The organism is Candidatus Bathyarchaeia archaeon (genome assembly GCA_035935655.1).
GTDB lineage: Archaea > Thermoproteota > Bathyarchaeia > 40CM-2-53-6 > 40CM-2-53-6 > 40CM-2-53-6.
The window spans coordinates 233676-259778 of the sequence record DASYWW010000040.1 but is presented as its reverse complement, the minus strand read 5'-3'; the positions used below and the strand labels follow the sequence as shown (position 1 = coordinate 259778).

Below are 26103 nucleotides of genomic sequence, written 5' to 3'. Positions count from 1 at the left end.
CCAACGCATCTTTCGCGAGATCTTTGACGCTGGCAACAATTCGTGCCCCTGTAGCCTTTGAAAGCTTCTCCAGGTCACCGCTGCTGACGTTCTTGACCGCGCCTATTCCTTTCTTGGCTAGATAGTGCAGTGCAACGTCGTCAATTCCTTTCTCGCTAAAGACAATATTCGCGCCGGTCTTTTCGATCCGCGAAACCATGTCCACCAGCATCTTCTCCTCTTCCTCGATGAACAGGTGCATCTGGTCAGGGTTGTTGATGTTGATCTTCGCGTCGAACTCGGTCTTCTCAACTTCGATCTTGGCGTTGAGGAGGGCTATTCGTGCACCAGTTATCGTCTTGGGCATCTGAGCGTGAGCGAGCTCTTTGTCAATAACAATCCCCTTGACTAGTTCTGTCTCCTCGAGACTCTTGCCGTGCTTTTTCAGAATCTTGATCAGATCGATATCAGCCTTCAGCTTGCCATCACTCTTCTCAGCGATCTGTTTGACAGCCTTAACCGCAATATCCGCAAAGATTTCCTTCGCAACCGCGATTCCCTTGCTGTACATCGATGTTGTCGCGACCTGCCGCAGGATTACATCATCTTTCTCGGAAATAGGGATTGACAGCTTGTCGAGAATCTCGATCGCCTTCTCCGCAGCGGCCTTGTAGCCATCGACAATGACGGTCGGATGAACATCCTTGTCCAAGAGCTTCTCAGCTTTGTCGAGAAGTTCTCCTGACAGCAGGACCGCGGTCGTGGTTCCATCCCCAACCTCGTTATCCTGAGTCTTCGAGACTTCAACAAGCATTTTCGCCGCGGGATGCTGAACATCCAGCTCTTTCATGATCGTGGCACCATCATTGGTAATTGTCACATCACCAATCGAACTCACGAGCATCTTGTCCATTCCCCTAGGTCCGAGGGTCGAACGGACGGTTTCCGCCACGACCTTCGCGGCAGTAATGTTATTCCTCTGAGCTTCCTTACCAGTTGTTCGACCTGTTCCTTCCTTCAGAATGATTACAGGCACTCCGCCAGATCCTTGAGCAGACATTTCTTTCAAGCCTCTTGTTGAATCGTAATTGAAAGGCAGAGGGGAATTGGGATTTCTTAAGGTTTACCCGCGTGACAAACTTTCAACTGCGATTATAGACACTGATCTCGCTAGGAGGGGGAATTCGACAAATTAGGCGGTGCCGGAACGCGTTCTTCGCATTGGCAAGACGCAGGCGCGTAAGAGGTCGCATTCCGGACCTTGGCCGTATACTAGAACCTGAATGGTTCAAGACTGGTACCAATCTCTTCTTTCAAAGGGCCGCCCCGATGGTAACATATGGCCTCATCAGCGAATCCCATGGCATACCTATTGGAATACGGCCTTCGAAGGGTCGAAACTGAGAGGCCGGAGCTAGGGAACGATTCCAGGTATCTGGAGCTGAAGGATCAGCTTCTCCGAGATGCTGAGGGCCATTTCCGGGAGATACAAGCGACCTACGCGACGGTTCTGAAGACACAGTGCCATTGTGGAGGCCAGTTAGAACCGGTCGATCATGACTTTGGAATGTCGGGAGGAACCATCTACGACAGCGTTATCGCAAAGTGCAAGTCCTGTGGAGAATCGCAGGCCTTCCAGTTCCCCAAAGAGGGATTCATCTCAGAAGCTCGGTCTGCGATGTCGTTGAGAGACTATCTTCAGACAACCTACGGAATTGATTATGCGTCGGCTGTGAAGAGTGATCTTCAGAGTCGTGGTGCAGGTCGCTAGCGAGAGTATGCCCTTAGGTTAGGTACCGATTGTCTTTTCGTACATCTTCCGAAATGTCCATCGGACAGCGTTCTTGATCTCGCTAAGACGCGTATCATCACCATAGTTTTTCACATGCAACTGTTTCAGGAGATTTCCTTGCTGGTCGAGATGGAAAGATAAGACGCGATCAGGAGACAACCCTCCTTTTCTCACAGCCTCCTCGTCCTTCTTCTGCATCGGTTCAAGTACCTTTCCTAATAGGAATGGCCTGAACGGCGGCGTGTTCGTGTCGAATTTCATTCCTTCACCAGGCACTACGCGTAAGTCTGGCCCGCTGACGTACATGTCGGCGAGTACTACTCCGCTGATCGTCCTGATGCTCTGCGGAGCGGCTTCCTCTTTCTTCCCGGCTTCAGGAAGTGTTTTCGGAACTTCGACTCTCCGATAGCTTCGCTCTGTGAGAAGCTGATCGATTACTTCGAGGAAGGATCGTAGAGTCCTAATTTCCTCCTCGTCTTCTACAACTTTCTTTTCAAGGTAGGCTTTCAGCTCCGCAAGCTTCTTTGTCGATCGTTCTCTGAGCTCTGACATGTCGGCCTATTGCGTGGCGTATTGGGATTCTTAAATAATCCGAGGCTTCGTCAAACCTTGAGTTTTGCAGGGTCCAGGCATGCAGCAAGTCGCGACCGCTAGAGAAATTCTCGCAAGGACTTATGACGGAAAGAAGGTTCGAGTCCACGGATGGTTGCAGAACAAGCGCACTGGCGGCGGAATAATCTTTCTGCAATTACGTGATGGCTCCGGGGTTATCCAATGTACGCTTCGAAAGGGGAAAGCTGACGACAAGATCTTCGAGACCTTCGATTCGGCTCGGATAGAGTCGAGTGTAGAGCTAAGTGGTGAGGTGAAAGCCGATCCCCGAGCGCCTGGTGGGAGAGAGGTTCAGCTGGATTCGGGACGAATCATCTATCCCGCGCTTGAGGAGTTTCCAATTGCAAAGCAGTTCCATGGTCCCGAATTCCTTCTGGACAAGAGACATCTCTTCGTTAGAAACGACAAAATGCGCTCGGTTCTCAATGTGCGGGCGGTTGTTCTCGCCGCGGTTCGAGAATGGTTTGACAAACATAGTTTCACTGAGGTTCACGTTCCAACCCTGACCTCGGCCGCTGTCGAAGGTGGCGCGACCTTGTTCGAGGTGAAATACTTCGACCAGAAAGCGTACTTGACTCAGAGCTGGCAGTTATACGCTGAGGCGCTGATCGCTAGTGTCGGCAGCATCTACACGGTTGCTCCATCGTTTAGGGCGGAGAAGTCCCGGACTAGGCGACACTTGACCGAGTACTGGCATGTGGAGGCTGAAGCGCCATGGTGCGATCTGAATTGTATCATTGGCGTGGAAGAGCAGCTGTTGAGTCACATTGTGGCAGCGCTTGTTGAACAGTGTAAGACTGAACTCAGCCTGTTCGAGCGGAAAGTGGAAGACCTAGAAAAAGTGAAGCCACCATTGGAGAGAATCACCTACGACCAGGCGTTCAAGATGATTGGAGGAGAAAAATCCGGGATAAAGTGGGGCGACGATCTCGGGTACGAGCAAGAAAAACTCTTGACCGTAAAATTTGACAGGCCGTTCTTTGTCACTCACTATCCAAAGAAAGCGAAGGCGTTCTATCACATGCCTGACCCCTCGAACCCAGAGGTTACTATGTCCGTAGACTGCCTGGCTCCTGAGGGTTATGGCGAGATTACTGGCGGCGGGCAGAGAATCGAGGATTACGATGCTTTGCTTGCTAGGATTCGTGAGGAGGGACTAGACCCCAAAAGCTACGAATGGTACCTGGATCTGAGAAAGTTTGGCAGCGTCACGCATTCGGGATTTGGGCTAGGTCTGGAACGCGTCGTTTCTTGGGTCTGCAAACTCGATCATATACGCGACGCGATAGCGTTCCCGCGGCTGATCAATCGAATCTACCCATAAGACTCGCTATCTGATAGGAATCTCGGAAGTGGCTCATTTGAAACCGATGCCCATTTTCACAGCTGTCCGAGAGGACCACTCATGGGACGCAGGACTCGGTCGCTAAGACCCCCTATTTTCAAAAACCGTATCCTATCTGACGCCGATAATGGGCGAGTCAGGGTAATCAGGGCACAATCTAGGGCTCAGATGAGGTTGGAAAGAAGCTGACAAAGCCGAACGATTTTCCCGACATTGACCCGATGCTTTCCAGAATCGAGATTAGGGCTCATTTTAGGTGATTCTCGGTCTCTCTTGTCCGAGGAACTAGGATTTCGTTGCTTTGGAGATAGGCTTTGGGGCTTCGGATATTATCTTCTGAGCAAGCTCCACGCTCTCCCTTCTCTGTGCTTGGTGAGTCTGGGCGCCTATATGGCAGGTTGTCACGGTAACTCCGTTAGGCATGGAAACGATTGCTTTCTCCCATTCATCAACTGGCGGTTCCAGATGAAAGACATCGAGCCCGGCACCTCCAAGCTTTCCTTGCCGAAGCAGTTCAAGGAGGCTCGGCCCATCAACGATGTCTCCTCTTGAAGTATTGATCAAGTAGGACCCTCGTCTCATCATCCCTAGCCGCTTACTATCTAGAAGATAGTGAGTCTGAGGAGTGTATGGAACATGGATGGTGACAATTTCGGATTTCTGCAAAAGTTCTTCGATAGATTCGGTGAACTCATAGCTGAGCCCGGGAACGCCTCGGGGCTTGACAACATCGTAACCAAGAACTTCCGCCTGAAAACCGACTGAGAGAATCCTTGACACTTCACTCCCTATCCGACCTGCACGTCCGATAACTCCCACCTTCTTGCCTTGCAGCTCCTCGCCCATCAACTCGTTCTTGATCCAGCGACCAGCCTTCATCTCCTGATCCGCAAAAGAAATCTTCCGCAACAACGACAGGATCAATCCTACAGTTAACTCGGCAACGCTGGTCGAGGGTGCACCCGGAGTGTTCCAAACCTGTATCCCAAGGGCCTTTGCCCCTTCGACGTCGATGTTGTCGAGTCCTACTCCGGCCCTACCGACGATTTTCAAGTTCCTTGCTATTTTGATTATGGGGGCATCAATCTTTGTTCTGCCACGAACGATAACGACTTCGTATCTTGGGATCAACTCTATGAGTTTGGTTCTATCAATGCCTGCCCGATCATCAACCTGGAGGCCCGCGGCTCGGAGAATCGCCAATCCATCAGGATGAATGGTGTCGCAAACCAGAACTCGCATCTATCTAATTCTCCACCGTTGCGAGCGAGCGTGCCTTCCCTCCTCGAGAGGCTTGGAGTTTCCGCAACAGTGCTTGGGCTGCTATTGTTACAGGGTCCCAGACAGGAGCCAGTGGGGGTGAGTAACACGTTTCGATCTGTTCGAATTCTTCGACACTCAAACCCAAATGCCCGGCCATTGACGCGAAATTGGCTCTCAGAGTGGCACCCTCCTCACCTATGAACTGAGCCCCCAATAGCCGCCCGTCCTTAGGGTCTGCGAGAAGCTTGACAGTGAGATCTTTGCCCCCCGGGTAATACGGAAGCCGAGTTGACCCAGTTACTCTGACAGAAACAGGATGAATACCTGATTTTTCCGAAGCTGTTGTGGTCGGCCCAAAAGATGCCACCTCCAGTCCGAACAACTTGACGGTTGCCACTCCCGTTGACCCGGGATACTTCGCATTTCCCCCTGCCGCGTTGGTCCCTGCCACTAGTGCTTGTCTTACTGCTGTGGTTGCAAGCTGGAAGAATACGTGCCGACGAGTTATTCGGTCGTATGTTTCTATGCAATCTCCAGCTGCGAACACGTTTGATGCGGAAGTCGCCATTCGCTCGTCGGTCTTGATCCCTCCTGATTCCCCCAGAACAATTCCCGCGTTCTCGGCTAGCTCGGTATTTGGTTTCACCCTTACCGCAACAATAACCGCGTCGACCGCGTATTCCTGTCCGGAAATACGGATACCTGAAACCTTACCATTTCGACCCTCGATCTCCTCAAGAGTTGAGTTGAGATGATATTCGACTCCGTGTTCTTCAGCTCTTGTCCTTATGATTGCGGCCATGTCTGGATCGAGTATTACAGGGAGAATCTCCGGGACAATTTCTGCCTCGATGACTGTCATCCCGCGTTGAAGAAGAGCCTCCGCCATTTCAGATCCCGTCAATCCTGCCCCTATAACTGCGACTCTCTTTGCGTTGTTTTCTGTGAGGTGCTCTGTGAGCGTCTGAATATCACTCATGGTTCTGATGGTGAACACTCCCTTTAGATTGGCTCCGGGAACTGGCACCGTGCTTGGTCGTGCGCCTGTCGTGAGAACTAGAGTGTCATAAGCGAGAGTCTCTTTCGAATCGTCCTTGACCCTGATTGCTTCTACCTTTTGCTCTTCCACCAGGATTCTCGTTGTTTTCCGTCCAAGGCGGAGGTCTATTCTGTTCATCTGTTCATAGAACGCTTCGTCATATCCCATCAACGCTTCGAGGCTAGGCACAACATGGCTGAAGGCGTAGGGGAGCCCACACCTGGAGTATTCAGGCAACTCCTCGTCGCCTAGCAGAACGATCTCTGCCGTTCTGTCTGTTTTTCGTGCGTGGAATGCCGCAGTTGTGCCGGAGACTCCGCATCCAATGATTACAATGCGCCTAGGCATAGTCTCGCGCCCTAACCGTTGTCCGATAACGGTTTCCATGGCCTTGCGAACGTTGGTTGCGAGCAAGGATTAGTTTAAAGTGGGGAAGAAGGGATTTTGCACTTAGAGAATCTTTGAAGGCTAACATGAACAATTTTCTACGGGACGGAAAGGGGATGTTACTTGCGTACGATCAGGGTTTCGAACACGGCCCTTCGGCGGACTTTAACGATAAGAATATAGATCCAAACTACATTCTTGACATCGCAACGAAGGGAGACTTCACAGGTATTGTACTGCACAAGGGCATCGCTGAAAAGTACTATACCGGAAAGATTCCGCTCATCGTAAAACTCAACGGGAAGACCAATCTGCCCAAGGGAGAACCGGTCTCAACTCAAGTTTGCAGCGTTGAGGAGGCGGTCAGTCTGGGAGCTAAGGGTGTGGGTTATACTATCTACCTCGGTAGCGCCCATGAGAGTCTGATGCTACAGGAATTCGGGGAGATTCAGGAAGAAGCTCACGATGACGGAATTCCGGCCATCGCTTGGATCTATCCAAGAGGTGAGGCTGTGAAGAACGATACCAGCGCGGAAGTCGTCTCGTACGCGGCTAGGGCAGGCCTCGAAATCGGAGCCGACGCGGTTAAAATAAAGTATTCTGGATCCCCTGAAACATTCAGCTGGGCAATCAAGTCAGCTGGACTGATCAAAGTGTTCATGTCAGGCGGACCCAAGGCTCCGACTGACGAAACCTTCCTCAGCCAGGTTAAGGGAGCTATGGACGCGGGCGCCGCTGGACTGGCGGTTGGACGAAACGTCTGGCAGCACCAAGAACCGCTCAAGATGGCGTCGGCTCTGAAGGAGATCATATTCAACGGCCGGGGAGTCGATAAGGCATTGCAGCTTGTCGTAGCACAATGAAGAAGTATGCTTCTTGGCTGGACGAAAACTCCGCGAACTTCTTGAGACTGAAGACAAGAGTCTCGGTAGACTCGTGGACCTGCTTGCCGAGCTGAGTCTTAGGATCGTCCGCGAGATTCCCAAATCTCTCGGAATGACAGAAGGCGTGAACATTTACGGGGATCAACAGACAGAGCTTGATGTCTGGTCCAATGGACTTCTGACCAAGAGCCTACTTAGAAGCGGACTGGTGAGACAGGTGGCATCGGAAGAGATGGAGACAGTGCTGAGCGCGGATCACGGTGAGTACACTGTTGCCCTAGATCCGTTGGATGGATCCTCTAACCTCAAGACCGACAATCTGGTGGGGACGATTGTCGGAATCTATCATGACAAGGCCCTGCCAGCAAAGGGCCGAGATCTACTGTCCGCGATCTATTTCCTCTACGGGCCCTATGTTGAGGCAGTGGTTGGAACCAAGACCGGTGTCTATTTCGCCGCTCCGTCGGGGAGGGGTACAGGCGCCTCTAAGTTCGTCTCCAACGGAGAGCCTCATCGCCTGCCCCAGAAAAGCTCGGTCTACGGAATCGGGGGATCTCGAGACAAATGGACAGAGAAGGTCACCGAGTTTGCGGCCAGGCTTGAGAAGAAGAAACTGAAGTTCCGGTATGGAGGATCGTTTGTCGGTGATTATAATCAGGTACTGTGCACCGGCGGATTCTTCGCTTATCCGGATTTGCTGGACGCGCCTGATGGAAAGTATCGATTACAATTCGAATCCAATCCGATAGGATACATCACTGAGCGGGCCGGGGGAAAGGCTAGTACTGGAAAGGGGAGAATTCTAGATGTCGAGCCTATCAGCATCTCCCAGCGAATCCCTACCTATTTGGGGAACAAGGAGCTGGTTTCCGAGTTTGAGGAGCTTTCGGTTGCGAAGGCTGGGCGTTCCTGGAGCGTTGGAGGTTGAATTGGACGAAGCGAATTCGGACCCCGCTGATACTAGTGAATTTCAAGACCTACATTGAAGCCACCGGCAAGAAGGCAATTGAACTCGCGAAAGTCGCTGATCAGGTTTCGAGAGATAGCGGAGTAACGATTGCTGTTGCACCGCAATTCACTGATCTGAAAACTGTAACTGAGTCTGTCGAGATACCCGTTTTCAGCCAACACATTGACTCGGTCAAGCCTGGAGCATACACTGGTCACATCATGGCCGAGGCCATCAAGGCTGCAGGCGCGTCGGGAACGATTCTAAACCACTCGGAGAGACGCATCAGACTCTCTGAGATCGAAGAGGCGCTCGCTTTCGCAAGAATCTCTGATCTTGCGACTTTGGTGTGCACGGACACACCTGGCTTCAGCGCATCCGTTGCGTCGCTCGACCCTGACATGATCGCCATCGAACCCCCAGATCTGATTGGCACAGGGGTTGCAGTTTCGAAGGCTCGGCCTGAGTTAATAACCAATGGGATCAAGCGAATCCGGTCTGTCAACAAGTCCGTTGATATTCTGTGTGGGGCGGGAGTAAGTACTGCAGAAGACGTCGGAAAGGCGCTTGAGCTTGGAACTCGAGGAGTGCTGGTTTCAAGTAGCGTCGTAAAAGGAGCGAATCCAGGTCGGCTATTGGAAAACATGACCGATGAGATCCTGCGGCAAAGTAAGAGTTCTCCATGGTCAGTGGCTAAATAGCACCGCAGAAAACTCAGGACCGGTCGCTACTCCATTGGCGTCCCTCAGAGAAACCTTAGGCCTTCGAGTCCTGGCCTATGGATCCGCACTTTCAACCTACGTCCTAATCGTCATCGGCGGCTATGTCGTTTTCAGCGGTTCTGGGCTGGCCTGCGGAAGTTCGGGCCCCGATTCATGGCCACTGTGTAACGGACAGGTTATTCCGAGCATTTCGGGACCAGTCCTGGTGGAATGGACCCACCGGCTGTTCACGTTGGTGGTCTCTCTCTTCGTATTGGGTACCACGATCGTCGCTTGGACACGATACAGGGAGGAGAAGATAGTCCTCCAGTTATCGACCGCCAGCTTTCTGATTCTCTTGGGCCAGATCTTGCTAGGTATGGTGACAGTCAAAACCGATCTGGACCCTCTAGTGAGTACAGCTCACCTTGCAGTTGCCTCCGCATTGTTTTCCTTGGTCATACTGAACGCGATTGCTGTCCGAAGGCTCGCTTCCGCGTCTGATTTGCTTCTTCGATAGTTGACTTTCTTCGCTCGTTATAGTCAGTGCATAACGCTTTAAAAACGAGCGGCCAAACACGATGAAAAATCAAGAGACATAGAAAATGGCGGTCTCCAACACTCAAGTAATTTTCGACAACCTATATGGCATTTTCACGGATCTCGCCATTATCGTAGGAGTAATCGTTTTCGCGCTGATGGCATATCTGATGATCAGGTACCGGGCCAAAAAGTCTTCAAGCGATCCCGAAGATACTCCTCGGCTGGGCCGCATTCCCGCTTCACGAGGTCACGGCCGAAACGTTCTCATCACTGTAACGCTTTCGACTTTCCTCCTAGCCATCTTGATAGTAACGTCGTTTGCCGCGGTGGACATACTCTTCCCCAATAACCCGCCGAATGCCACATGGTGTTATGGCATCGCCGCCTACAATCAGACTCAAGCCGCGGGACAAAGCTGCCCACGACTCGATGTCACGGGTCATCAATTCTACTGGGTTTTCAGATATCCCAACAATCATACATACACGAATTTCTTCAGGGTGCCCGCTAATACGACTGTCGTTCTCGACGTCACTAGCGCTGATGTCTTCCATGATTTCGGAATCATACAGTTCAAGATCAAGACGGATGCCATTCACGGACGAACCAATACCATCTGGTTCATCCCCTACAAAACCGGCAATTACACGATCCAATGCTTCGAGCTATGCGGGACCGGACACGTCGGGATGATTGCAACTCTTGACGTGATGCCTGTTGGAGACTTCCAACTCTGGTATAGCGGTGCAAAGTGACCATATGAGCCAAGATATCTTTCCGGCCAGAGTCAGGAGGTGGCTGTTCACAACCAACCACAAAGAGGTTGGAATCCTCTATCTTGTGACATCTCTCTTCTTTTTCATCGCAGCTGGATTATTAGCTCTCACAATGCGAACACAACTGTCAGTTCCAGACAACAACATTCTGACCGAGAGCCTCTACAATCAGTTCGTTACGGTGCACGGCCTTCTGATGATATTCTGGGTTCTTTCCCCATTCGCGTTCGGCTTCGCAAACTACATCATTCCACTACAGATTGGAGCTCGAGATCTTGCATTCCCAAGGCTCAACGCGATGAGCTACTGGTTCTACCTATTCAGCGGTGTTGCTATCATAATGAGTTTCATCTTCGGCGCCCCCGACCTCGGCTGGACGCTCTATTCTCCTCAGACTGCATTCCAATTCGCTCCGTCGATTGGAATCAACGTCGGAGCTGCCGCTCTCATCCTGATCACAGTTTCGATAACGATGAGTTCGGTAAACTTTCTCGTGACCATGTTCAAGATGCGCGCTCCCGGCATGAAGCTGAGGAACATGCCAGTCTTCCCGTGGGCGATTCTAGTGACGATCTTCATGATGCTCTACGCATTTCCATCGTTCCTAGCCGCCGTCCTCTTGCTGTATGTTGACCGATCCTTCGGAACCTTCTATTTCTCCTCCCTACAAGGTGGAGCGCTACTCTGGGACAACGTATTCTGGTTCTTCGGGCATCCTGAAGTGTACATCGTTCTGTTCCCAGCCATCGGCCTTATCGCCGATGTGATTCCAACGTTCACGCGAAGGCCTCTCTACGGTAGCAAGTATGTCATTGGTTCCATGATAGCTGCAGCCATCATCAGCTTCATCGTTTGGGGTCATCACATGTTCGTGACAGGAATCGGATTGACGTCAACCAAGCTATACACCGTCACAACAATCGCGGTCTCGCTGCCGTTTGACGTGATGGTAATCGCTATGATAGAGACGCTGATCAAAGCAAGGGTCAAGCTGAAGGCAGCGGCGCTCTTTGCTCTCGGAGCTATCGCGCTCTTTGTGATCGGGGGAATCACGGGAGTATACCTCGCATCCGTGGCTCTTGATCACGCGTTAAGGGGCACGTATTTCGTCGTGGCTCACTTCCACTACATTATGGTTGGCGGAAGCATCATGGGACTGATCGCCGGATTGTATTACTGGTTTCCAAAATTTACCGGAAGAATGTACAACGAAACCGTCGCCAAGATACACTTTGTCGTTTCCTTCATCGGATTTAACATCCTCTACTTCCCGATGTTTCTCCTGCTGGACATGCCGCGGAGAATCCAGACATATGCCCCCAATACCGGATGGGGACCACTAAACTCCCTTGCCACCCTCGGGGGTTTCATCTTCGGTGGTGCTCAGGTACTACTCTTTCTGAATCTCTTCCTCAGCCAGAGGAGGGGACCGCCTTCTGGGCCGAATCCTTGGGATGGCTGGACGCTGGAATGGTCGCTTCCTTCCCCGCCACCAGCCCATGACTTCGACACCATACCCACCATTGCTGAGGACGGAACGTATCATTTCGGGAACAGTCCAGTTCTACCGAATGGGACTGGATATCCGATTGGATCGAAGGTGGGAAATGGTTATTCGCATTCTCACCTCGAAGGCCTGAGTCCCTGGCCTATCGTCATGGCCTTCGCGGCGTTCCTCTTCTTCCTCGGGTTGTCGATAGGGCAACCAAGCAGTCCAACTACGCCTGTTACCTATCAGCCGTTCTGGCCCTTGATAGCGGACGGTGCTATCCTGGGGATCATCGTGCTCTATGGTTACAGCAGAGAAAGGTTCTCGGTACGCGAAGAGACCCACGTTGAGAGCTGGCCGTTCCGAGAAGTTCCAAACGTAAAACTCGGAATTTGGACTTTCTTGGGGGCAGAGGTGATCTTCTTCGGAGTGCTGATTGGCGCATACTTTTTCGTTCGAACTAATTCGCCTACGTGGCCAGAGATTGGGTCACTGTTCGAGATTCGAAACGGGTTTGCAATGACTCTTGTTCTGCTCACAAGCAGTCTCACGGCGATCATGGCTCTCGTCTCGGCAAAAATAGGATCACGTAACGGGTTGATTGCAAGCCTACTAGCTACCTTTGGACTGGGCGTTTCGTTTCTTTACATCAAGGCCACAGAATGGTTCTACCTTGGGTCACACGGGGTCTTCTCGATCGCGTACGGCCTTCCGGCAACGAGTTACTTCATCACAACAGGAACTCACGGGGTTCACGTTTTCGCGGGCATGCTCATGACCTTGTATCTACTAGCCAACACTCTGAAGGGGCGCTACCTGAAAGGTGATCATCAAGCGATCGAACACTTCGGTCTCTACTGGCACTTCGTCGACATCGTCTGGGTCTTCCTATTCCCATTGTTCTATCTCATCTAGGCGATCCCATGAACACCACCTACCTTTACCTTCTCGTATTCGCGATCCTTGTAGGAAGCACCGACATAGAAGTCAATATCGTAGCGTTGTACCCGTCCGCGTCGAGCGGCGTATCGATGCTGTTTGGAACGGTCGCTCTTTCTTATGGATTGATAGTCAGCATTCTTCTAGGTTTGGCCGGGATGAAGGCGCTCCTCATCGCATTATTCTACCAACACCTCAAATACGAACCGAGATCCCTCTCGTCGTGGGTCCTTGTCGGCCTCGTAATAGCCTCCTTACTAATGTCATTAGTTTTCATACAGTTGCACGTTCACTGAGACTCATTCCAGCGAGTGGATCTCGACCTTGTCGGTCCGAAAGACATGGAGTTGCTCGATATCATAGAATATCCACGGCTGCGCGACTCAGCGGGCGAATCCACGCTATGACAAACCGACCACTATCCGGCCAGGTTCCACCGTTGGCAATTGTACTTCTCGGCACTCTTCTCGTGATCTTGGGATTCACCACTTATCCCATGGTAGCCGCCTTGAATCAAACGGAAGCGGTCCGCGGCGAAGGCTTTCTGATAACCTACGCATATTTCGCATTCGGCCTTGACATCGTCGGATTAGGAATTCTATTCTATGGTGCCACCCGCCTCTTGACCAGCCGGTCAATGGGCGAAGCCTCAGGACCCCCATCCTCCATTACTGGAATGGTCGCAGCGGCCTTCTCAAGAAATCGATACTCCCGGCTGCTCTTCGCGTCTTCATCCGCATATGGCTTGTTCTATGCGTTCGCTTCCGGGATCATCGTCTTTCAACCTTCAATCAGTTTCTCAGATGTATATCACGCGGGGATACCTTCTGTGGCTATCGCCACCTGTTGTAGCCCACTTGGAGGAACTCCACAAGTCGTTGCGTACATCACTCAACACCTAGGGCTGGTTCTCGTTCCGGTCAACTTGCTTCTGCTCTTCTCAATTTCATGGCTGGTCGGTCTAAACGCAAGCTTTGCGAGTTGGACATTATCGTTTCGAACGAAGAACGCTGGAAGGGGCTTGTTCGGAGGGATAGGAGCCTTCATCGGCCTCTTCACTTCATGTCCAACTTGCGCGGGTCTGGCCATACTTTCAACGCTCGGTGGGACCGGTACTTTGTCCGCCTCATTCTTTGAGGGCTCCCTTCAGACCACGTTCGTTGTCGTAAGCATACCAATTCTAGTCGTGGCGCCGCTGATATCAGCGAGATCATTACACAGCTTCAAGGGCCAAGTTTGCGTGAAATCCTAGAGTTACGGAGTACTCAGTTCATTACGCTCCATTCGATCAAACCCTGATTACAGAAAAAAGAGAGGTGGGAATACTGCAAGCGACGATGTTAAAGCAACGAGCTACTTTACGATGATGGTGCCTTTCATCCAAAGATGGATGTTGCAGTAATAGGAGTAGTTGCCTGCTTTGGTAAAGGTGAAAGAGAATATCCCACCATTTATTGCGATAGAATTACTGTTAAACGACGGCAGGCTCCCGTTCGCAGTGGAATTGGAAGTTGCGGTGTGCGGAACTCCTCCAGTATTCTTCCAGACGACGGCTGGACCATTAACTGTTGCCTGGTACGATGCGGGACTGAACAGGCAAGCGGTATCTGGAGGCGAAGCCCCACATGCGCTGTCGTCTTTGATGAGTATGTTCGCAGTAGTGGAGGATGGCGGTAGGGTCAGAATGTAAGCAGCGACGCCCACTACGATTAGTATTACTATAACGATCGCAATGAGCTTCCACGGACTGCCTTTGGACTTTAGTACTTCCGGTGGCTTAGGTGTTGTTTCCATTTTTTTCCTTGATTTACGTGCGCAGGTCCTCTTTTCGTATAAAGGTTGTTTCAGGCATGTACATACCGATAATCATGACAGGAATTCCCACGTTTGCAACCGATTAAATATGGGTGTGGTCACCTGCTATCTGAAAACTTGGCCTAGATGATGACTGAATGAGTGTCTTTCCTCCTGTCTTCAAGAGTTGGAGAGGTCCGATACAAGAAAAAATTGACAATACTCTTGAGACGAATTTCGATCGAGAGGAAGCAAATCAGATTATCAAATACATGTTCAAGACGGGAGGCAAACGCTGTAGGCCTCTATTGGTCGTGCTGTCGACGAAAGCTCTTGGGGGAGATCCTGAGGATGCGCTTGACGCGGCTGCGGCGCTTGAGATAATTCACGCTGCCACCCTCGTTTTTGACGATCTGATCGATAAGGACCAGGTTCGGAGAGGTGCTCCGTCCGTCCATATGGCGTTCAGTAACGAGAAAGCCTTGACGTCGGGATTATTCCTCGCGTCTAAGGGGGTTCAGCTCTTGTCGAACTACAAGAACGCGGAGGTTATGAGAATGATTGGCTCGACTCTAGTAGATGTCAGTAGAGGAGAACTTTTGGACATTATTTCCGACTTGAACGCGAGTGTAAGTGAGTGTATTGCGATTGCTGATTTGAAGACGGCCTCTCTGTTTGGTAGTGCTGCGGGTATCGGAGCTGCAATTGCCGGGATAGAGGGAAAGGATCTTGTCAACATGCAGAAATTCGGGAGGTCAGGCGGAATGGCGTTTCAGATTCAAGATGACGTACTTGATTTCCACAATGGTTCTGGGGAGCAGCTGTTGAAGGGACCGAACATCGTGACTTCGCACTGTCTTCATGAGGCGTCTCGTCCCAACCATAGCTCTGATGTGTTGAACTCGAACAACGGTCATAGCAACAAAGAGGTCCTTCAACTTCTTAGGAAAACGGGATCTCTAGAATTTGCACGGAAACGCGCGAGAGACTATGCAATTGAGGCGAAGGCTTCGTTGCTGAAGGTAAAACGGTTGAGAAACCGGAAGATTCTCGAAGAATACGTCGATTATCTGTGGAAGAGGAAGGAATAGGGGCAAAATTACTCTCTAACTCAAACGTTTATAATATCTCAACTCCCGGTGGCTCAAAGATCGAGCACGGGTCCAAGAAATGGTCGCACAGGGAATCCCGGAGATCGGGGCCTACATCGCCTTTCTTTTTGTCTCGACCGTCGCCCTAGTCATAGTCCTAAGACTATTCGTCACCCCAAGGGACCCCCGCCCAACCCCTGAAAAGAAGAAACCTTTCGAGTCAGGACAAATCGCCGCGGGCCCCGGCAGGACCCGATTCATCATTCAATACTATCCCTATCTCTTGATGTTCGTCGTCTACGACGTTATTGCGATGTTCTTATTCGCCTGGGGGTTGAATCTAAGGGCTCTTGGCGCGTCAGGATCGGTTCCGGTTCTTGTCTTCATTGTTGTGCTCCTGATCCCGTTGGGTTACGCCCTGCATCTAGCCGATCACCGGGAGAACTGGTAGGAGTCTAATCCGGAGATTGGCGCCAATTCTTGGACCATTACAACCGATATTTGACATGCTCACTAGCCCACTATTTCTCGAAATAGTCCTCTTTCCGGGCCTCCTATCAATCGCTATCATCGGCGCGCTGCTGGGGTGGTTGGAACGCAAGGTTACCGCACGAGTGCAGCTCCGAATTGGTCCGCTATACGCGAGCCCCGCAGGCGGAATTCTTCAGATGTTCGCAGATCTGATCAAGCTCTCATTCAAAGAGCTATTCGTTCCAGAGAGCTCCGACGCGTTCTTTTTCATAATGGCTCCCACAACGGGTCTAGTGCTTGGCGCGGCCCTCGTTGGGCTGATCCCATTTGCACCCGGGCTTCAAATCGCGAACATCGAGGTGGGGCTTCCAGCCTTCCTGGCAATCATCACTTTGTCTCCCACTCTCATCCTGCTAGCGGGATGGAGTGCTAACAGCAAGTTCCCTTTCATCGGAGGTCTTCGAGCACTCTTCCAGCAGACGGCGTACGAAATTCCACTCTGGCTTTCGGCTCTCGGAGTGATAATGATGGCGGGAACCATGAATCTCGCTCAGATAGTATCAGCCCAGACTAACGGGTGGTTCATCATTCCGCAAGCGCTTGGAGCATTCATCTTCTTGGTGACCAGTGTCGCAGAGATGGAGCGACTTCCATTCGACCTTCCCGAAGCGGAATCCGAGATCATGATGGGTTGGCAAGCCGAGTATCCTGGCGTCCTATTCCTCGCAGCTCAGGGTCCAGGCTTTGTGAAGCTCTACGCTTTCTCGGCACTTTTCGCAACAATCTATCTAGGAGGCTTCCTCGGACCGAGCTTTCTACCCCCGCTCTTCTGGATGCTCCTCAAAGCCCTCGTAGTAATTGTATTGATAATGCTACTTCGATCCACATTTCCAAGAGTCCGTCTCGACCAACTTCTCAGGGCGGGATGGACCGTTCTGCTCACGCTCGCGATTGTAAACATTGGAATCACGTACCTATTGGTCGTCGGACTGCCAACGTTCTGATCAAAAAAGATGACAGATATCGTGTTTCTCGCCTTCGCAGGAGTGACGATAGGCGCAGGGATATTGGCGATTGAAGCGAGAGACCTTGTTTACGGGGCGGCAGCGCTTGGAATCGCTTTCCTAGGGGTAGCAGGACTCTTCTTCCTTCTCGATGCGGCCTATGTGGGCTGGTTTCAGATCGCAGTATACATCGGCGCCGTAGTCGTTCTGATTCTATTCACAGTCATGCTTGTCGGCCCGAAGATGGGAGAGACCCCTCTAGGGTTGAAACGAGTGTCGCTTCTCACGGCGATCCTAGTTTCGTTGCTACTAGGAATGATCGGTGCCCTTGCCAGTGCAACAGCGTTCCCTGGACAAGATTCTTGCGGATCTGGGTGCGATCTCTCTCTATTCAGTACATCTCTCTTGAAAGACTATGGCGTTCAACTAGAATTCATGTCACTAGTAATGGCGGCCGCGGTAATTGGCGCGCTGGCATTGTCTAAGACGGATCGAGGGCAATGACAATGGAGCCTTTGTCGAGCTTCTTTGCAGTCTCAGTAATCCTACTGGGGATCGGAATCTACGGTCTCACAACGAAGCGGAACGCCATTCGCATCTTGTTCTCCGTAGAACTGATCTACAACGCTGCTAATCTTAACATCATCGCCTTCGCACGCCTCCGTAGTCCCCCCATAGTAACCGGGCAAGTGCTAGTACTGTTCACAATTGCACTTGCCGCAATGGAAGCTGCAGTTGGACTCGCCATAATCATCCTTGTCTCCCGACTAAACACCGAGATCGATCTGTCAAAGCTATCGAAACTGAAAGGTTAGACCTAGATGACACTGCTTCTAATCGGTGCAATAGTAGTACCGCTGATAGGGATTCCACTCCTATTCGCTACAGCAAGAACGCTAAAGGAAAACACCGGATTCGTTTCATTCGCCCTCCTACTCATCCCACTCGCAACGATTCTATACGCCGCGCTTCAGGGGTCTGGATCTAATCAAGGAACCTACCAGGAACTGTACTCATGGTCTCCAATTGGAAACTTCGGCCTCCGGGTCGACAATCTGAGCCTTCCAATACTCTTCATAATATGTCTCCTGACAGCTCTAGTCTCCCTCTTCTCCGTTCCATACATGCGTCAGAGAATAGGCGATGACCCAGGACGCTATGGACTGTACTACAGCCTCTATGCACTCTACTCTCTGGGAATGATCGGGACTGTTCTCGCAACAAATCTGATCGAGTTCTATCTCTTCTTTGAGATAATGCTCGTTCCCTCCTTCTTCCTCATCGCTGAATGGGGGTACGGAGAAAAAGAGAGAATTTCGTTGACATACTTCATCTGGACGCACGTGGGAGCCCTGGTGTTCCTTGTTGGAATACTAGTCACCGCCTTTCTGACAGGCGTTACCGACATGGATCTCGTAATCAACAACCTTGCTGTAAATCCGGGACTCATCTCAACAACCCTCCGTCTTGGAATTGTCGCAGCAATGTGCTTCGGGTTCTTTGTGAAGATTGGCCAGTTCGGCCTCCACGTCTGGCTTCCGTCGGCATACGCTGAAGCACCGACCCCGATCAGTACGATTCTAGCCGCGGCCATGACGGGAATAGGTGGATACGCCACCGTTAGAATCGTCATGACGATCTTCCCACAATCCTTCCTTACTTTCTCCGCTTTCTTCGCGGGGTGGGCGCTGATTACAATGATTTATGGCAGTGCCATGGCTTTGGTCCAAGATGACATCAAGAGACTGCTAGCATACTCGAGCATCAGCCAGATGGGCTACATCCTATTCGGGCTGGCCGCATTCAACTCGTTTGGCGTTTCAGGATCAATGTTCCAGTACGTGAGCAATGGGACGGCCAAAGGAATACTCTTCATCGTAGTCGGAGCAGTAATGCTACAGGTCCGGGGCGAGAGAAGCCTGAGCAAGCTCGGAGGACTTGCAGGCAAAATGCCTATCACCGCCACCGCAGCCTTCATCGGGTCCCTAACTCTTGCAGGCCTACCCTCCACCAATGGATTCCTGTCCGAGTTCTTTCTATTTCAAGGCGGATTTGTAAGAGCCACCGACACAGCATCGGAGTACCGCATTGTAATCGCAGCCCTAGGAATCATTGCGACCGCTCTCACCGCAGGTTATTCGTTAATGGCGATGAAGAAGATTTTCTTCGGAGCGCCAAATTCGGATACCTCCGACGTCAAGGAAGCGCCCTGGACAATCACTCTTCCACTCATCACCCTTAGCATTGTCACCATAATCCTGGGTATCTACCCTGAGCCCATACTTGGCCGTCTCCTCTCCGCGGCAAGAGCGATAGTGGGGTCTTAGAGGATTGGCTAGCTCTCTTCTCGTATGGCTAATCTGGGTCACTCCCCTGGTGGGCGCGCTTCTTACACCGATTTTCGCCAAGATTCATTCTAGAGTTCGTGACGTAACCGCTGTCGGTTTCACGTTTGTCGCAGCTGTATTGGCGACTGTCTCCTCATTGACTGTCTCGAGCGGAGATTACACCGTTGCTTGGATTCCGTCTCTCAACATCAACGCTGGAATTCTGGTTGATCCTCTTAGCATGTTCATGGCGAACATCGTTGCCTGGATCAGTCTCCTCATCATGATTTACAGCGTTGGCTACATGAAAGGCGAGTTCGGCCTAACCCGATACTGGTTCTTCATGAACCTCTTCATTGGAAACATGCTGTTGCTAGTTCTCTCTGACAATCTCTTGATGATGTTCTTCGGCTGGGAAGGAGTAGGCCTTTGCTCGTACGCGTTGATAGGTCACTTCTATCGCGACGAGCCACAATTCTGGGTAGGTAGCCCAGGGGACAAGGCTCTTGGCGTCTCGGAAGAATACTCCGCGACAAAGGCAGGAATGAAAGCGTTCATAATGACAAGAATAGGAGATATCGCGTTGCTGATCGCAATCTTTCTGATCTACGCGTTCGCCCGGACCTTCAACTACAACCAATTGGTATTGCAACTTGGCGGCTCAGCTAGCTGGGCTGCGAATCTAGCTCGACTCGGCCTTCTACTCCCCGCGGCACTACTTTTCTTCGGAGGACCCATCGGAAAGTCGGCCCAGTTTCCCTTGCAAGAATGGCTCCCAGATGCAATGACTGGTCCCGCATCGGTTTCCGCCCTGATTCACGCTGCAACAATGGTCAAGGCCGGAGTCTTCCTGACAGGAAGAATGGGACCCGTATTTTTCATCGCGTTATCTCAATTCAACCAGGTGCCTCAATTCTTCGGCGTGATCGCTTGGGTAGGCGCATTCACTGCACTCTTGGCAGCGAGTCAGGCCGCGGTCGCTCGCGAAATAAAGAAGGTCCTTGCATACTCCACGATCTCTCAAATCGGTTACATGATGCTTGCCCTCGGAGTTGCAGGGCTCAGCGCTAACTTTCTGGCAGGATATTCCGCAGGACTCTTTCACCTTCTCAGCCACGCCGTGTTCAAGGCTTCACTCTTCCTAGCCGCCGGATGGGTGTTGCACGTGGCGGGATCACGTTTCATGGACGAAATGGGCGGGTTGGCAAAGGCGATGAGGCTTACTTCCGCGTCAATGCTTTTGGCAGGGTTATCCCTGATGGGTATTCCACCATTCAGCGGGTTCTGGACAAAAGACGCGATACTCTCCGTTAGCTTCCTCGGCGGACAATACATTCTCTACGGACTGGCGCTCGCCACAGCATTCATCACGGGTTTCTACACAGTCAGAATGCTAGGGATCACACTCGCCGGGAAGCCTAGCAGACACGTGATGGAATTGACGGAGGGTGGAAAGCATCCACACGAGGCTGGCTTCACTATGCTTATTCCCTACTTACTTCTGGCAGTTGGCAGTCTGGCCCTGGGACTAGCTTATCCTTTCTACAGTGGTCCACTGGTCGCGTATCTCGCGAACACGTTCAGCTCAGCCGCGTACAAACTCCCCGCGGCGACTAGCCCAACTTCTGGTATTACCGATCTTCTGTTGTTCTCCGTGAGCACCATGGTGGCGGTCATTGGCGGCGTAGTTGGATATCTCCTCTACTTCAAGAAACTTTACGAATTCAAAACGGACATGAACCCCATTCAGCGATTCCTCTACAATCGCTGGTACCTAGACGCCATCTACTACAAAGTATTCGTGTCAGGCCTGCTCGCCGCAAGTCGAGGACTCTACGAGCTTGTCGAACAAGGGATCTGGAACAGGCTAAACAACACGATTGGTAGAGACATCATGGACTATTCACGGGCGAGCGATCAGCTTGACACTCAAGTTGTTGACCGAGCCGCAAACGAGGTTGCATCTTACGGTTCCCGGCTCAGCAACCTCCTCCGAAGGCTCCAGACAGGAGTAACAGAACAGTACATCATCGGCTTCGCCATCGGAATAATCCTTCTGCTCGCCTACATGCTGTTCGTCGTCGGAGCCACCTAGATGATCGGGCTCCTCTCGATCGCGGTTTTTCTCCCCGCAATACTTGCCGCGCCAACATACATTCTCGGCAGGAAAAACGCCAGGGTAGCAAAGACTCTAGGAGTCGGGACCACCGCCATAGTATTCGCAATCTCAATTCTAGTTCTCGTAGTTTTCCAATACGGCCCATCAGGATGCCCCGGTGGGTTGGCTCTGAACTGCTTCCAGCTAACCGAAAGTGCCCCATGGGCGGGATCCTTTGGGCTCAACTATAGGGTTGGGATCGACGGCATCAGTCTTCCACTCCTTATGATAGCGACGTTTCTGAGCCTCTTGTCAGCTGCGGGATCCTGGGATCAGATTACCTTCAAGCACGCAGAGTACTATGCTCTCTTTCTCATTTTCGAAACGGGAATTATCGGCGTCTTCACTTCCCTTAACCTGATTCTGTTCTATCTTTTCTGGGAGATCGTTCTCATTCCAATGTTCTTTTTCATCGGAATCTGGGGAGGACCCCGCCGAAGATATGCCTCCTTGAAGTTCCTCATTTTCACCTATTCCGGTAGCGCGGTGATGCTCTTCGGTTTTCTCGCTCTTTACGCCTGGACTGGAACCTCTGCTTATTCAGGGGGGCCATCGTTCGATTATGATGTTCTGGCGGCCAGGATTCCTAGCCTTGCACTGCCCTTGCAGGTATCAGTGGCAGTTACGACTTTCATCGGATTCGCGGTCAAGCTTCCGATTTTTCCGCTTCACACTTGGTTGCCTGATGCGCATGTCGAAGCTCCGGCGCCTGTCAGTGTTCTTCTTGCTGGTTTACTCCTCAAGATGGGAGGTTATGGGTTGATCAGGTACAACTTGTTGCTCTTCCCTAAGGCAGTGAGTGTCCTCTGGCCCTACTTCACGACAATCGGTCTCATTACTATCATCTATGGCGCATCCGTTGCCCTTGTTGCTCGGGATCTGAAGAGAATGATTGCTCTTACGAGTGTCAATCACATGGGCTACGTTTTGCTCGGGGCGTTCACGGCAACCGTCGCGGGTGTTTCTGGAGCAGTCTTTCAGATGTTCAGCCATGGCCTTGCAGTTGGAATGCTCTTCCTTATGTCGGGATACATTCACGAACATACTGGAACCCGGAACATTGACGAACTAAAGGGGCTGAGGGGAAAGATGCCTCAGACGGTTACACTCCTCTTTCTGGCTTCGATGGCCGCAATGGCGGTTCCCGGATTTGCCAATTTCATCAGCGAGTATCTCGTGATTCAGGGCGCTCTTAACGTGAGCTATGTTTTTGCGATCGCCATCGTCGCGCCAGCTCTGACCGTCGGATACTTCCTCTGGATGCTTCGACGTGTCGCGATGACCCCGCCGGTCGGTCCCAAGAACGAGCTGCATCTTCACTCGATCCTGATACTGGTTGCATTTCTCGTGCCGTTGCTGATCTTCGGCGTGTATCCTCCACCAGTGCTCGGGAGTGTAATAACGCCGACAGTGGAGAAGTGGGTTGGAACGATAGTCGGATTTGGTGCAAAGTGATCTAGGATGGCTCTTCTCTCGCTGGCTCCGTTTCTCAGCTTGGCAGTATTCGGACTCCTCGCGACTCCCGCGGGGTTTCTCCGGCTCAGAAAATCGAAGCTTGGTCTCGCCCCCTTTGTCGGGATCCTGGGTCTGGCTGTGGCTCTAGTGTCGACTGTGTGGCTTGGGTTCACGAGTCCTTCGCGCGTATCTTTCGGGGGACTCCAAGTTGATCTGTTTACCCTGTTCTTCTCAGGGGTTCTCCTGATCGTAGCAATCTTCGTCACGGTTGCCTCACTCCAATACATGCGAGAGGATCCCAACAAAGGACCGTTCTTCGGGCTTCTCCTTCTTTCGACTCTCGGAATGATTGTCCTGGCTGCTTCGATGGACCTGATACTTCTCTATGTTGGCTGGGAATTGATGAGCATTCCTACCTATGCTCTAACCGCTTTCAGGAAGAAAGATCCGAACTCTAACGAGGCAGCCATGAAATTCTTCGTTCTCTCGGCGCTCTCCTCCGCGTTTATTGTCTACGCCATCTCCCTAGTTTTCGGCGTCACAGGCTCTACTGGGCTAACAGCCATTGCAAGCTCCTTATCTACGTCAGGGCCCGATGTCCGCCCATTTGGAGTCCTTGCCATAGTTCTCTTCATCGTCGGGTTCGGGGTGAAGATGGCAGTCGTTCCCTTTCACATGTGGATACCTGACGCTTTCGAAGGAGCCCCCGTAACAATTGGTGCTTTTTTGGCGGCTGGCGCAAAGATGGCAGCATTCGCCGCGGCCTTTCGAGTTTTCATAGTGGGGATCTCAGCTTTCAGCGTGGATTTCTACTCGACTTTTGCTATTGTGGCCGTAGTAACAATGAGTGTAGGGAACGTCGCGGCTCTTATGCAGAAAAGCTTCACTCGACTCTTAGCTTATTCCAGCATCGCCCAGGCTGGCTACATTCTAATGGCTTTGGCTACACCCTTCACGGTAACGAATGTGCCGTTGGGTCTAGCAGGTGGACTCTTCCACGTTCTGAATTATTCTATTCTGAAGACAGCTGCATTCGTAGCTGCTGCAGCGGTTGCTACCAGGCTCTCGGTTACGGACCTTGAATCTTTCAATGGTCTATCTCGAAGAATGCCCCAAACATCTCTGAATATCGCAGTAATTTTCCTCGGCCTTGCAGGAGTGCCCCCACTGAATGGGTTCTTCAGCAAAGTGATGCTCTTCACCGGCTCGATCTATTCCCCATATAGCTGGGGCGGCTATCTCGCCTTAGCTGCTCTCATCAACAGTGGCTTCAGTATGAGCTACTATGGTTGGATCATTAAGAGAATGTATTTTGACGAACCGGCAGATCAGTCCAAGATTCCAGAACCACGTGTGTACATGACCGTTCTTTGGGCTGCCACAATTCTGATCTTCGCCATAGGTATCTATCCCGACCCTTGGATTCGACTAGTTCAAGGCGCTGCGGCGGCACTAGTCCCACGCTAGGATGCTAACTGCCCATTCAGAATATCGGCTATCTCGGAGATGTCTCTGATCACCTTCTCCCTCAGAAAGTGTCTCTCTTCATGACCGAACTGAATTTGGATCTGCTCAACAGATGAGAGGTTGTCATCCGCATTCTTCTTCCCGTGACTCGTATCTGTGCCTGTATGCTTGTCGCTCTTGTTCTCGGGGTTCGCACCCACATTGAAATCGTTGACTAACCTTGCCCTCACTAACTCGATCGTAGAGTCGGAACTTGTCTGGGCTGCGACCGTCCTAATGTCCACGCCTGGTTCTCTTTTCCCTTGGATCTCCAGAATATACCGGATGCCATCTTCCGTAATGAATTCCTCGATGCTCCTTCTCAGCTCCGTTTGCACGGACTGAATCCTATTCGGATCCAAGAATTCCCTGTTGACCTTGCCTATGACTGCGTGGGACCTCGAAGTCAGTGCCGCTTCCTCAACGATTGATCCCATGTGAAGGTCCGCGTCGGAGCTAGTGGCAGGAGGAGCGGTCAGAAGTACGCGCCCTAGACCCATGATTTCTATGTGGTCCGGGTGAATTATCTTGACGGGCACTTCAGCGACCTCGTATGTAGAGTAAAGAATTGGAAACTGTATCAAAACCCTTCTTCGAACAGTTTTATAGCGCGCACTCAAACTACGAATTCGAAAACGCGACCTAATGGTGCATTTGGAGCAGAAATCGCTTGTCCGGAATCGACGCTGTAAAGAAGATTGTGGAGACTGAAGGACAAGCCAAACGGATTGTCGAGGAAGCGGAGTCAAAGGCTCGAGAAATTCAGGCTCGTGCCTCGGAAGAAGCTAGGAAGGTTCGGCAAGCCTCAACAGCTGAGGCAGAACAGCGAAAAGCCCAGATGCTTCGAGAGGCGCGGGAGAAAGCGGAGGCCGACGCGAGAACCTCAGACGTGGAAACCGACTCGCTACTTGAAAATTACAAGAAACTCTTCGAGAGCAGGAAAGACGCTGCCGCCAAGAAGGCCGTCGAATTGGTTCTAGGTGGTTGAAAAAAATGGCGGAGTCGTTGGAGAAGCTTCACAGTCGAATTCTGTCAGACGCAGGACTGAAGGCTTCGGGAATGGTCGAACAGGCAGAAGAAAAGTCCAGGCAGATTCTAGAAGAGGCCAAAGCCCAAGCTCAAAGAGATGCGAACGATATTCTAGCGAGAGCCGGCTTGGAGGCCGAGAGCATCAGGAGGAGTATTCTTAGTTCCAGAATCAGAGCAAACCGCCTGAAGATTCTTGACGAGAGGAATCGGATCGTTCAAAGCGTTCTCAAGTCCGTTGAACAACGCCTTTCGGAATTCGCTACTACTGGCCAGTTCGAGTCGACATTGAAACGCCTCGTGATGGAAGCGGTTGAGGCGCTGGGGACAGATAACGCAGTAGTGCGAGTTGGCTATCGGAATGCGGAGAAGAAGAGTCTACAATCCCTGGGACAGTCGCTTCCCAAAGGTACAAAGTTCGTCTCTGACGAGACAGCGATTGATGACCTGGGAGGCGTGATCGCGAGTGACCCAGACGGAAAGGTGATCTTCAACAACTCCTTCAAAGCTCGCATAGAAAGACTGGACAACCAGCTCCTAACGACAATCTCTTCCACGATATTCGGTGAGTAG

At 51.5% G+C, this 26103-nt stretch carries 27 protein-coding genes; 21 read left to right on the top strand and 6 right to left on the bottom strand.

From position 1 onward, the window contains the following. The coding region (thsB, locus tag VGS11_09000) for a thermosome subunit beta (protein ID HEV2120222.1) at positions 1–1039 on the bottom strand (1039 nt) is incomplete at its 3' end. A 300-nt stretch (positions 1040–1339) separates the two neighbouring features. Here thsB and VGS11_08995 point away from each other — a divergent pair. Next, positions 1340–1750: a hypothetical protein gene (locus tag VGS11_08995; protein ID HEV2120221.1), complete on the top strand. Its 411-nt coding sequence runs from the start codon at positions 1340–1342 to the stop codon at positions 1748–1750. A gap of 18 nt (positions 1751–1768) precedes the next feature. Here the strand turns inward: VGS11_08995 and VGS11_08990 are convergent, their stop codons facing one another. Further along, positions 1769–2323, bottom strand: a complete 555-nt coding sequence (locus tag VGS11_08990) for a hypothetical protein (protein HEV2120220.1) — start codon at positions 2321–2323, stop codon at positions 1769–1771. Between the two features lie 79 nt (positions 2324–2402). On the opposite strand from VGS11_08990, the gene asnS reads away from it, so the two are divergent. Next, on the top strand, positions 2403–3707 hold the full coding sequence (asnS, locus tag VGS11_08985) for an asparagine--tRNA ligase (GenBank protein HEV2120219.1): 1305 nt from the start codon (positions 2403–2405) through the stop codon (positions 3705–3707). Between the two features lie 306 nt (positions 3708–4013). On the opposite strand, the gene VGS11_08980 is transcribed toward asnS, so the two are convergent. Together VGS11_08980 and VGS11_08975 are read right to left on the bottom strand one after the other, a co-directional pair. Further along, the gene (locus VGS11_08980) at positions 4014–4970 is read right to left on the bottom strand and encodes a hydroxyacid dehydrogenase (GenBank protein HEV2120218.1); all 957 of its coding nucleotides are present in this window, start codon (positions 4968–4970) and stop codon (positions 4014–4016) included. Between the two features lie 4 nt (positions 4971–4974). Continuing rightward, the gene (locus VGS11_08975; protein HEV2120217.1) at positions 4975–6378 is read right to left on the bottom strand and encodes an FAD-dependent oxidoreductase; all 1404 of its coding nucleotides are present in this window, start codon (positions 6376–6378) and stop codon (positions 4975–4977) included. A gap of 56 nt (positions 6379–6434) precedes the next feature. Here VGS11_08975 and VGS11_08970 point away from each other — a divergent pair, with 56 nt between their 5' ends. From VGS11_08970 to VGS11_08935, 8 genes are all read left to right on the top strand, one after another. Then, positions 6435–7280: a hypothetical protein gene (locus VGS11_08970; GenBank protein HEV2120216.1), complete on the top strand. Its 846-nt coding sequence runs from the start codon at positions 6435–6437 to the stop codon at positions 7278–7280. 13 nt (positions 7281–7293) lie between these two features. Beyond that, positions 7294–8229 carry a class 1 fructose-bisphosphatase gene (locus VGS11_08965; protein ID HEV2120215.1) on the top strand — a complete coding sequence of 312 codons (936 nt, stop codon included), beginning with the start codon at positions 7294–7296 and terminating at the stop codon, positions 8227–8229. Beyond that, on the top strand, positions 8226–8951 hold the full coding sequence (tpiA, locus tag VGS11_08960) for a triose-phosphate isomerase (protein ID HEV2120214.1): 726 nt from the start codon (positions 8226–8228) through the stop codon (positions 8949–8951). The genes VGS11_08965 and tpiA overlap by 4 nt, the downstream gene beginning before the upstream one ends. Positions 8952–8985: 34 nt before the next feature. Beyond that, complete coding sequence (locus tag VGS11_08955; protein HEV2120213.1) at positions 8986–9471, top strand: COX15/CtaA family protein; 486 nt, start codon at positions 8986–8988, stop codon at positions 9469–9471. A gap of 85 nt (positions 9472–9556) precedes the next feature. Then, entirely contained in the window at positions 9557–10249 is a 693-nt protein-coding gene (gene coxB / locus VGS11_08950) for a cytochrome c oxidase subunit II (GenBank protein HEV2120212.1), read from the top strand. A gap of 4 nt (positions 10250–10253) precedes the next feature. Continuing rightward, on the top strand, positions 10254–12674 hold the full coding sequence (locus VGS11_08945; GenBank protein ID HEV2120211.1) for a cbb3-type cytochrome c oxidase subunit I: 2421 nt from the start codon (positions 10254–10256) through the stop codon (positions 12672–12674). 8 nt (positions 12675–12682) lie between these two features. Next, positions 12683–12994 (top strand): cytochrome C oxidase subunit IV family protein, encoded by a 312-nt coding sequence (locus VGS11_08940; GenBank protein HEV2120210.1) that lies wholly within the window; start codon positions 12683–12685, stop codon positions 12992–12994. A gap of 107 nt (positions 12995–13101) precedes the next feature. Then, positions 13102–13950: a hypothetical protein gene (locus tag VGS11_08935; protein HEV2120209.1), complete on the top strand. Its 849-nt coding sequence runs from the start codon at positions 13102–13104 to the stop codon at positions 13948–13950. Between the two features lie 101 nt (positions 13951–14051). Here VGS11_08935 and VGS11_08930 read toward each other — a convergent pair whose 3' ends face one another. After that, complete coding sequence (locus VGS11_08930; protein HEV2120208.1) at positions 14052–14492, bottom strand: plastocyanin/azurin family copper-binding protein; 441 nt, start codon at positions 14490–14492, stop codon at positions 14052–14054. Between the two features lie 158 nt (positions 14493–14650). On the opposite strand from VGS11_08930, the gene VGS11_08925 reads away from it, so the two are divergent. The 9 genes from VGS11_08925 to VGS11_08885 all read left to right on the top strand — a co-directional run bounded on the left by VGS11_08925 (position 14651) and on the right by VGS11_08885 (position 24465). Next, entirely contained in the window at positions 14651–15583 is a 933-nt protein-coding gene (locus tag VGS11_08925) for a polyprenyl synthetase family protein (protein ID HEV2120207.1), read from the top strand. A 79-nt stretch (positions 15584–15662) separates the two neighbouring features. Further along, on the top strand, positions 15663–16034 hold the full coding sequence (locus VGS11_08920) for an NADH-quinone oxidoreductase subunit A (protein ID HEV2120206.1): 372 nt from the start codon (positions 15663–15665) through the stop codon (positions 16032–16034). A gap of 16 nt (positions 16035–16050) precedes the next feature. Next, complete coding sequence (gene nuoH / locus VGS11_08915; protein ID HEV2120205.1) at positions 16051–17058, top strand: NADH-quinone oxidoreductase subunit NuoH; 1008 nt, start codon at positions 16051–16053, stop codon at positions 17056–17058. Positions 17059–17067: 9 nt separating this feature from the next. Beyond that, positions 17068–17562 (top strand): NADH-quinone oxidoreductase subunit J, encoded by a 495-nt coding sequence (locus tag VGS11_08910; GenBank protein ID HEV2120204.1) that lies wholly within the window; start codon positions 17068–17070, stop codon positions 17560–17562. Next, positions 17559–17873, top strand: coding sequence for an NADH-quinone oxidoreductase subunit NuoK (gene nuoK, locus VGS11_08905; protein ID HEV2120203.1), 315 nt, complete (start codon positions 17559–17561; stop codon positions 17871–17873). Before VGS11_08910 ends, nuoK begins: the two co-directional genes overlap by 4 nt. A 6-nt stretch (positions 17874–17879) precedes the next feature. Further along, entirely contained in the window at positions 17880–19385 is a 1506-nt protein-coding gene (locus tag VGS11_08900; GenBank protein ID HEV2120202.1) for an NADH-quinone oxidoreductase subunit M, read from the top strand. Between the two features lie 4 nt (positions 19386–19389). Next, positions 19390–21480 carry an NADH-quinone oxidoreductase subunit L gene (locus tag VGS11_08895; GenBank protein HEV2120201.1) on the top strand — a complete coding sequence of 697 codons (2091 nt, stop codon included), beginning with the start codon at positions 19390–19392 and terminating at the stop codon, positions 21478–21480. Continuing rightward, positions 21481–22998: an NADH-quinone oxidoreductase subunit M gene (locus VGS11_08890; protein ID HEV2120200.1), complete on the top strand. Its 1518-nt coding sequence runs from the start codon at positions 21481–21483 to the stop codon at positions 22996–22998. It begins immediately after the preceding gene. Between the two features lie 6 nt (positions 22999–23004). Beyond that, the gene (locus tag VGS11_08885; GenBank protein HEV2120199.1) at positions 23005–24465 is read left to right on the top strand and encodes an NADH-quinone oxidoreductase subunit N; all 1461 of its coding nucleotides are present in this window, start codon (positions 23005–23007) and stop codon (positions 24463–24465) included. Here the strand turns inward: VGS11_08885 and VGS11_08880 are convergent. Next, positions 24462–25043: a hypothetical protein gene (locus VGS11_08880; GenBank protein HEV2120198.1), complete on the bottom strand. Its 582-nt coding sequence runs from the start codon at positions 25041–25043 to the stop codon at positions 24462–24464. The two genes, VGS11_08885 and VGS11_08880, sit on opposite strands and share 4 nt — an antisense overlap. A gap of 131 nt (positions 25044–25174) precedes the next feature. On the opposite strand from VGS11_08880, the gene VGS11_08875 reads away from it, so the two are divergent. After that, entirely contained in the window at positions 25175–25492 is a 318-nt protein-coding gene (locus VGS11_08875; protein HEV2120197.1) for a hypothetical protein, read from the top strand. 5 nt (positions 25493–25497) lie between these two features. After that, the gene (locus tag VGS11_08870; protein HEV2120196.1) at positions 25498–26103 is read left to right on the top strand and encodes a V-type ATP synthase subunit E family protein; all 606 of its coding nucleotides are present in this window, start codon (positions 25498–25500) and stop codon (positions 26101–26103) included.